An 8,448-nucleotide genomic window follows, 5' to 3' on the forward strand; every position below is an offset into this window, starting at 1 on the left:
GCCTGAGCCCGGCCTAGGAGGCGTTGTCGGGCACCCGACCCCCACGGCGTGAACGCAGCTGGTCCTCGACGTAGGCCGGCCGGGCGACGTACCAGCCGACGACGGCCTGCGGCACGGTCAGGGCGACCAGGAACCACAGCGGTGCCGTCCAGCCGCCGGTCGCGCCGTAGAGGACGCCCACGGTGAACGGTCCCACCGCCGACAGCAGGTAGCCGGCCGACTGGGTGAACCCGGAGAGGGCGGCGGTCCCCGCGGGGGTGCGTGAGCGGAGGCCGATCAGGGTCAGGATGAGCGGGAAGGTGCAGGTGGCGGCGCCGGCCAGGACGGCCCACAGCACGGCCAGGTCGTGCGGGGCGAGCATCAGGCCGACGTACGCCACCGGGTAGCAGGCCATCACCGCGAGCAGGATCCCCGACTGGTCGTGGCGGCGGGCCGCTGCCGCCGGCAACCACAACGACAGCGGGACGCTGGTGGCGGCCACCAGCCCGACGAGGAGCCCGGCGGAGGTGGGGGAGTAGCCCTGGTCGCGCCACAGCTGTGCGAACCAGCCGAAGATGGCGTAGGCGTGCATGGACTGCAGCCCGAAGAAGAGGGCCATCCCCAGGCCGAGCCGGGTCCGGGCCACCTGGGAGAGGGTCACGTCGTGGGGTGCCGGGTCGAGATGGCGGTCGTGGCCGATGAGGCGGAGCCAGGGGAGCGCGGCGATCGCCGCGACGACCCCCCACACCGCGAGGCCCACACGCCAGCTGCCGGCGGCCTCGGAGATCGGGACCGTCAGCGTCAGTGCGCCGGTGAGGCCGAGGGCCAGGGTCGCGGTGTAGAGCGCCGTGACCCGTCCGATCCGGTCGGGGAAGTGCAGCTTGACCAGCGAGGGGAGCAGCACGTTCGCCACGGCCATCCCTGCCAGCGCGGCCATCGACAGGACCAGGAAGGTCACCGGACCCGGCGCCACGGAGCGGGCCGCCAGCCCGCCGGCCACCATCAGCAGCGCGGCCAGGGTCACCCGGTGCACGCCGATCCGTCGGGCGAGCTGCGGGGCCAGCGCCCCGAAGCCGGCGAACGCGAGCACCGGAAGCGAGGTCAGGAGCCCGGCGCCGAGGGTGGACATGTCGAGCCCTGCCCGGACCTCGGCCAGCACCGGCCCGACGCTCACCGCCGCCGGCCGCAGGTTCACGGCGAGCAGCAGCAGCCCGGCCAGGAGCAGCAGGCGTGGCCCGAGGTCCTGCCGTCCGCCGCTCATGACGCCCGATCGTCCCAGACCACGCCGACCCGCCCGAAACTGACAGGAATCCCGCTGACCCGCCCGAAAGTTTCGGGCGGGTCAGCGCGGGCGAGGCACAATTGGGGGTGTGCGGCACATCGGCGACGACGAGCGGCGCGCCCGGATCGCCCGTCGCCACGCGCTCGCTCCGAACGCCCGGGTCGCGGATCCCCTGTCCGCGGCCCGGGCCCTCACCGTGCTGCACGCCACCGAGCCGGCGACCGTCTACCTCTCGCTGTTCGCGCGGGTGGCGGGGCTGACGGTCGCCGACGTCGACCGGGCCCTGTACGACGACCGGTCGCTGGTCAAGCAGCTCGCGATGCGCCGTACCCTCTTCGCCTTCCCGCGGGACCTGCTCCCCGCCGCCTGGGGGAGCGCCTCCGCCCGCGTCGCCGAGCAGGAGCGGCGCCGCACGGCGAAGGACGCCGAGCGCGGGGGGCTCGCCCTGGACGGTGAGGCCTGGCTGAAGGAGGCCCGCGAGGCCGTGCTCGACCGCCTCGCCGACGGCTCCGCGCTCAGCGCCGCCACGATCCGCGCCGAGGTGCCCGCGCTCGCCGGCAAGGTCCGGATCGGCAGCGGGAAGTGGTCGGCGGAGGTCTCCCTGGCACCTCGTGTGCTGGGCCTCCTCGGTGCGGAAGCGCTGGTCGTCCGGGGGCGCAACGACGGCCACTGGCGGGTGTCCCGACCGGCGTGGACCCTGATGGCGGGCTGGTTGGGCGAGCAGCCCGCGGCCCTGGAGCCGCACGCGGGGTACGCCGAGCTCGTCCGCCGCTGGTTGCGCACGTTCGGCCCCGGCACCGAGACCGACATCGTGTGGTGGCTGGGCGCCACGAGGACGGCGGTGCGCCGGGCGCTCGTGGACGTCGGCGCTGTCGAGGTCTCGCTCGACCACGGTGGCACCGGCTGGGTCCTGGCCGACGACCTCGAGCCGGTCGACCCCGAACCGCCCTGGGCCGCCCTGCTGCCGGCGCTCGACCCCACGACGATGGGCTGGAAGGAGCGCGACTTCTACCTGCCCCCCGACCATGTGCCGTACCTGTTCGACACCAACGGCAACGCCGGGTCGACCGCGTGGTGGAACGGGCGGATCGTCGGCTGCTGGGTCCAGGCCGAGGACGGGGCCGTGCGGGTGGCGCTGCGGGAGGACCCGGGCGCGCGAGCACGGGCCGCGCTCGACGTCGAGGCGGAGCGGTTGACGGCGTTCCTCGGCGGTGTGCGGGTCAACACCGTCTACGCGTCGCAGCAGATGCGGGCGGCCCTGCGGTCCTGATCCGGGTCAGTCGGGGGTGAAGGCGCAGAACTCGTTGCCGTCGGGGTCGGCCAGCACGGTCCACCCGATCCCGTCGCCCGCGGCGCGCAGCACGCGCGCTCCGTGGGCGACGAGGGCGTCGACGTCGTCGGTGACGACGTCGATGTGCACCCGGTTCTTCACCGTCTTCGGCTCCGGGACGGGCCCGAAGCAGATGAACTCGAAGGGCGCGCCCGGGACGTTCTCGAGGTAGCAGTCGCCCGACTCGTCCTGACCGACGTCGGCACCGAGCACCTCGGCCCACCAGCGCGCGATCGCGAGGCACTCCTCGCCGCCGGGACCCGAGTCCCAGACCAGCTCGTAGAGCCGTCGTGCGACCGGGGTGTCCCGCACGAAGACGCAGAACTCCTGACCGTCCGGATCGGTCATCACCGTCCACGGTTGCGTGTCGTCCACCACGGTGGCACCCGCCGTCAGGGCCGCCTCCAGGCCCTCCGCGTTGACGTCGAGGTGCACGCGGTTCTTGACCGTCTTCGGCTCCGGGACGGGGTTGATCCACGCCACGGCCTCCCCGGGCGCGTCGTCGAGCCACCAGATCCCGTCGCGGTGCGGACCGGGCGTCAGGCCGAGCAAGGCTCCCCAGAACCGGGCGGCCCGCTCCGCGTCGACGGCGTCGATGCACAGGTCCTTGTAGGTCGCGAGTGGCACCTGCGCATGCTGGCACATCGCGAGTTCGTGGTGGCCGAGCCGTGGCAAGTAACCTCCGAGCGTGCCCGATCAACCCCCGCAGCAGGCGCCGCCCGTCCAGCGGCTGCGGATCCGCTACGCCAAGCGCGGGCGGCTGCGCTTCACCAGCCACCGTGACTTCAGCCGGGCCTTCGAGCGGGCCGTGTTCCGGGCCCGGGTGCCCATGGCCTACTCCTCGGGGTTCAACCCCCACCCCCGGATCTCGTACGCCGGCGCGGCGCCGACCGGGTCTGCGAGCGAGGCGGAGTACCTCGAGATCGCGCTGGCCGAGGTCGTGGACCCGGACCGGGTGGCCGTGGAGCTGGGGGAGGCCCTCCCCGACGGACTGGACCTGGTGACGGTGGTGGTGTCGCCCGGAGGCTCACTCGCCGACCTGCTGCAGGCCAGCAGGTGGCAGGTCGACGTGGCGTCCCCGCTGGCCGCCAGCGCAGCGGCCGTCGAGCAGTTCCTCGCCACCGGGTCCGTGCCGGTGCAGCGGATGACCAAGAAGGGCATGCGCGAGTTCGACTGCCGGGCCGCGGTCGTCTCGCTCTCGGCCGAGGAGGGGCCCGCCGGGACCCGGCTGATGGTCGGGTTGCGCCACACCGTCCCCGCGGTACGCCCGGACGACGTCCTCACCGGCCTGCGCAGCGTCGCCGGACTGGAGACCGGGGAGGATCCGCGCCTCACCCGGCTGGCCCAGGGGCCGCTCGACGAGTCGACCGGTGAGATCAGGGACCCCCTGACCTGACTCGTTCGGCGACTCGCCGGGACCACGAGGACGCTTCTCGGTGGTGACCGCGATCGGCGTCACGTGTGCCATACTCGCAAGCGGTTGGCCCGGAGCGGCACCCCCGCCCCGAGTCACCCGACGACGTTCTCGCCGGTCCACAGATCAGGATTTTCTGGGCCCGGCATCGCGAGGGCGGATCGTCGCCAGACCGCGACGCGGCCGGTGCGAGTGGGTGACAGCAGCTCCGCCGAAGATGGCTCTCGCCGAGGGCCCAGCGACCGCGGCAGGCGATGAGCCACCTCTCGTCGACGCACACTGCGGAGGGTGTCGCCGCCACTGAAGGCTTGACGCTCGAGCCCGGAGAACGGGCCACGGCGTACGACAGCCCGGCGCCTGCGCCGGGTCGAGGAGAGCAACATGCTCGAGGACCACCAGCCCAGCGACAATCCCGGCTCCGGCCCCGGCGACGCCCCGGGCGACATCCCCGCCGCGGCCGGTACGGAGCCCGCCGCGAAGAAGACGGCGGCCAGGAAGACCACCGCGAAGAAAACCGCCGCGAAGAAGACGGCGGCCAGGAAGACCACCACGCGGAAGACCGCAGCAGGAGCGGACGAGCCCCAGGCGGCCACGGGTGACGCGTCGTCGCCCGAGCTGTTCGAGACGCAGGGCCCGGCAGCCCAGGAGCCGCCGGCGGAGCCCGCTGCGAAGAAGACGGCGGCGGCCAGGAAGTCCACCGCCGCCAAGAAGACAGCCGCGAAGAAGACCTCCGCGAAGAAGAGCCCGGCCACGAAGCCGGAGGTCGACGAGGTCGCGCCGTCCGGTGCCGGGGAGTCCGCCGCCAGCACGCCCGCCGTGCTGTTCCAGGCGCCCGACGTCGCCCAGGCTCCACCGCGCCGTACCCGCAAGGCAACCTCGGCGCAGCAGGACACGACCGAGGAGAAGCCGGCCCGGGAGAAGGCCGACAGGTCCGGGGACAAGCCGGGCAAGGACACCTCGCCCGGCGACTCCGGCAAGGCCAAGGGTGAGGACAAGGGCGACGCCAAGGGCGAGGACAAGCCCGACAAGGGCGGCCGCGCCGATCAGGCCGACCGGCCGGACCAGTCCGACACCGACGCCGACGACAGCGAGGGCGGCGGCGGCCGTCGCCGCCGTCGCCGAGGCGGTCGCCGCCGGCGCAAGTCCGGCGAGGGTGACAGCGAGGCCACCGGCCAGGACGAGGCGGAGTCCGCCGAGGGCTCCGACTCCGACGACGCCGAGGGCGAGGGCGAAGGCGGGAGCTCCCGCAGGCGCAGGCGTCGCCGTCGTGCCGGCGACGAAGGCGACTCCGGTGGGGACGACCCCGCCAACACGGTCACCAAGGTCCGCCAGGGACGCTCCGCGGAGGACCAGATCACGGCCGTGTCCGGCTCCACCCGGCTGGAGGCCAAGAAGCAGCGCCGCCGCGAGGGCCGCGAGGCCGGACGTCGCCGCGCGCCGATCGTGAGCGAGGCGGAGTTCCTCGCCCGCCGGGAGGCGGTGGAGCGGGTCATGGTGATCCGTCAGCGCGAGGAGCTCACCCAGATCGCCGTGCTCGAGGACAAGGTGCTCGTCGAGCACTACGTCGCCCGGGAGTCGCAGACCTCCCTGATCGGCAACGTCTACCTCGGACGCGTCCAGAACGTCCTGCCCTCGATGGAGGCGGCCTTCATCGACATCGGCAAGGGACGCAACGCCGTGCTGTACGCCGGCGAGGTGAACTGGTCCGCGCTCGGGCACAAGGACGGCCAGCCCCGCAAGATCGAGTCGGTCCTGTCGTCGGGCCAGTCGGTCCTCGTGCAGGTCACCAAGGACCCGGTGGGCCACAAGGGCGCCCGGCTGACCAGCCAGATCAGCCTCGCCGGCCGCTTCCTGGTCTACGTGCCCGACGGCACCACCAGCGGCATCTCCCGCAAGCTGCCCGACACCGAGCGCACCCGGCTGAAGACCCTGCTCAAGGAGATCGTGCCCGACAGCGCCGGCGTCATCGTCCGGACCGCGGCCGAGGGGGCCAGCGAGGACGAGCTGACCCGTGACGTCGAGCGCCTCAAGGCTCGCTGGGAGGACATCGACTCCAAGGCCAAGGGCAAGTCGCCGCAGGCGCTCTACTCCGAGCCCGACCTGACCCTCAAGGTCGTCCGCGACCTGTTCACCGAGGACTTCAAGAAGCTGGTCGTGGAGGGCGACGACGCCTGGGAGACCGTGCAGCAGTACGTCGCCCACGTCGCACCCGACCTCGAGGACCGCCTCGAGCGCTACGAGGGCGAGGCGGGTGCGTTCTCGACGTACCGGATCGACGAGCAGATCGCCAAGGGCCTGGACCGCAAGGTGTGGCTCCCCTCCGGCGGCTCGCTGATCATCGACCGTACCGAGGCGATGACCGTGGTGGACGTCAACACGGGGAAGTTCACCGGCTCCGGCGGCAACCTCGAGGAGACGGTCACCAAGAACAACCTCGAGGCGGCGGAGGAGCTCGTCCGCCAGCTCCGGCTGCGCGACATCGGCGGCATCATCGTCGTCGACTTCATCGACATGGTGCTGGAGTCCAACCGCGACCTGGTCCTGCGGCGGCTGGTCGAGTGCCTGGGCCGGGACCGGACGCGCCACCAGGTCGCCGAGGTGACCTCGCTCGGCCTGGTGCAGATGACCCGCAAACGGATCGGCACGGGCCTGCTCGAGGCGTTCTCGGAGAACTGCGAGGCCTGCCAGGGTCGCGGCGTGATCCTCCACGACGTCCCCGTCGAGCCCAAGAAGACCGACGACGACTCCCGGCGCGGCGGTCGCCGCGGCAAGGGTCGTGGGCGTGGGGACGACAACCGTGGAGGCGGCAACAACGGCGGCAACGGCTCTCCGAAGGCCGCGCCGTCGCCGAAGGACATCGCGGCGATGGCCCGGCCGGAGGCCGCTGAGTCGACCGAGTCCGAGGCTCCCCAGGCCGGGTCTCCCGAGCCCCAGCGGGGCACGGCGCCCCAGCCCGAGACGCCCGAGCCGAAGTCGGCGCCCGAGGCCGAGACCCCCGAGCCGGGGGCACCCGAGCAGCGGACGGCCGAGCCCGGGACGGCCGAGAAGGCGCGGAAGCCCGCGCCGGAGGAGAGCAAGGCGCCCGAGCCCGAGACCCCCGAGCCCAAGGCGGTGGAGGCCGGCGCGGAGGAGTCCGCGTCCCGTGGCACGGTCGAGGTTCCCCCGCTGCCCAAGGCCGAGCCGGCCGAGGAGGTTCCCTCGTCGGCTCCTCAGGATCCGCCCGAGAAGCCCAAGGTCGTCACCCGGACCCGACGCCGCAGCGCCAGCCGCCCGGCCGGACCGCCGTCCGCGGCCGCAGAGCCCGAGGCGTCGCCGCGCACCGCGCAGGCCGGGCAGCCGGTGGGCACCACCGGGCAGGTCGGTGCGCCGGCGGCCACGGGGCAGGTCGAGCCCGGCACCGTCGACGCCGAGCCCGGCACGACGGCCTCGGTCACCACGGTCGAGCACGTGCCGATCAAGAAGAAGGGTTCCCGCAAGCGCTGACCGGCCACCCCGTGTTTTGCGGGGCAACGCCAGCATCCGTACTATTGATCTTCGTGCGCTCGCGCGCACCTCTCTGCACGGCATCCCGACTCCCACCGGAGGCCGAGGCGTGCCGCAGACCCGAAGCAACAGTGAGACGAAGGAGACCGCGGTGTACGCGATCGTGCGCGCAGGCGCCAAGCAGCAGAAGGTTGCCGTCGGCGACGTCATCTCGATCGACAAGGTCGAGAACGGTGTCGGCGAGTCGCTCACCCTGCCGGTCGTCATGGTCGTCGACGGCGAAAAGGTCACCGCCACCGGCCTCGACAAGGCTGCCGTGACCGCCGAGGTCATCGGTGCCGTGAAGGGCCCCAAGATCGTGATCCAGAAGTTCAAGAACAAGACCGGCTACAAGGTGCGCCAGGGGCACCGCCAGAAGTACACGCAGGTCAAGGTCACCGACATCTCCCTCTGAGCCCATCTGAGATCAGGCTCGAGCAACGAAGGACGAAGACATGGCACACAAGAAGGGCGCGGCCTCGACCAAGAACGGTCGGGACTCCAACTCCCAGCGCCTCGGCGTCAAGCGGTACGGCGGTCAGCTGGTCAACGCCGGCGAGATCATCGTCCGCCAGCGCGGGACCCACTTCCACCCGGGATCCGGCGTCGGCCGTGGCGGTGACGACACGCTCTTCGCGCTGGTCGGCGGTGCCGTCGAGTTCGGCACCCGACGTGGACGCCGGGTCGTCAACGTCACGCCCCGCGACTGAGCCGACGAAGTCGCGAAACGGGCGGGAGATCGAGGAGGGCTCGGCTCAGATCCGAGCGTGCGAGGAGCTGAGCGACCCGTCTCGAAAACCGGTTGGCTCTCGAGGCGCATTCGCCCGACGTCTCGCTTAAGGAGCACCTGATGGCAGTCCCCACGTTCGTCGACCGGGTGACGCTGCACGTCAGCGCCGGTCGCGGCGGCAACGGGGTGGC

7 protein-coding genes are annotated in these 8,448 nt (G+C 72.6%); 5 read left to right on the forward strand and 2 right to left on the reverse strand.

The genetic code is table 11. The features are described 5' to 3' along the window. Window positions 1-13: 13 nt before the first annotated feature. Window positions 14-1,240 (reverse strand): MFS transporter, encoded by a 1,227-nt coding sequence (locus VFN12_RS08765; RefSeq protein WP_325118262.1) that lies wholly within the window; start codon window positions 1,238-1,240, stop codon window positions 14-16. A 109-nt stretch (window positions 1,241-1,349) separates the two neighbouring features. Between VFN12_RS08765 and VFN12_RS08770 the strand changes: the two genes are divergently transcribed. Then, a complete protein-coding gene (locus VFN12_RS08770) occupies window positions 1,350-2,531 on the forward strand; it encodes a winged helix DNA-binding domain-containing protein (protein ID WP_325118263.1) in 1,182 nt (393 codons plus the stop codon). A 6-nt stretch (window positions 2,532-2,537) separates the two neighbouring features. Here the strand turns inward: VFN12_RS08770 and VFN12_RS08775 are convergent, their stop codons facing one another. Next, window positions 2,538-3,218 (reverse strand): VOC family protein, encoded by a 681-nt coding sequence (locus VFN12_RS08775; RefSeq protein ID WP_325118264.1) that lies wholly within the window; start codon window positions 3,216-3,218, stop codon window positions 2,538-2,540. 61 nt (window positions 3,219-3,279) lie between these two features. Here VFN12_RS08775 and VFN12_RS08780 point away from each other — a divergent pair, with 61 nt between their 5' ends. The 4 genes from VFN12_RS08780 (at window position 3,280) to rpmA (ending at window position 8,237) form a co-directional block, all read left to right on the forward strand. After that, a complete protein-coding gene (locus VFN12_RS08780) occupies window positions 3,280-3,987 on the forward strand; it encodes a TIGR03936 family radical SAM-associated protein (RefSeq protein ID WP_325118265.1) in 708 nt (235 codons plus the stop codon). 399 nt (window positions 3,988-4,386) lie between these two features. After that, entirely contained in the window at window positions 4,387-7,488 is a 3,102-nt protein-coding gene (locus VFN12_RS08785; RefSeq protein WP_325118266.1) for an Rne/Rng family ribonuclease, read from the forward strand. Window positions 7,489-7,639: 151 nt separating this feature from the next. After that, window positions 7,640-7,942 (forward strand): 50S ribosomal protein L21, encoded by a 303-nt coding sequence (gene rplU / locus VFN12_RS08790; RefSeq protein ID WP_325118267.1) that lies wholly within the window; start codon window positions 7,640-7,642, stop codon window positions 7,940-7,942. 40 nt (window positions 7,943-7,982) lie between these two features. Next, entirely contained in the window at window positions 7,983-8,237 is a 255-nt protein-coding gene (gene rpmA, locus VFN12_RS08795) for a 50S ribosomal protein L27 (RefSeq protein ID WP_325118268.1), read from the forward strand. Window positions 8,238-8,448 lie beyond the last annotated feature (211 nt).

Origin of the sequence: Nocardioides sp. (assembly GCF_035703625.1) — a bacterium.
In the GTDB taxonomy this organism is placed as follows: domain Bacteria; phylum Actinomycetota; class Actinomycetes; order Propionibacteriales; family Nocardioidaceae; genus Nocardioides.

Bases quoted from the DNA above. Each gene is read 5' to 3' on its own strand.
- VFN12_RS08765 (WP_325118262.1), bottom strand. From the start codon at position 1,240: ATGAGCGGCGGACGGCAGGACCTCGGGCCACGCCTGCTGCTCCTGGCC.
- VFN12_RS08785 (WP_325118266.1), top strand. From the start codon at position 4,387: ATGCTCGAGGACCACCAGCCCAGCGACAATCCCGGCTCCGGCCCCGGC.
- rpmA (WP_325118268.1), top strand. From the start codon at position 7,983: ATGGCACACAAGAAGGGCGCGGCCTCGACCAAGAACGGTCGGGACTCC.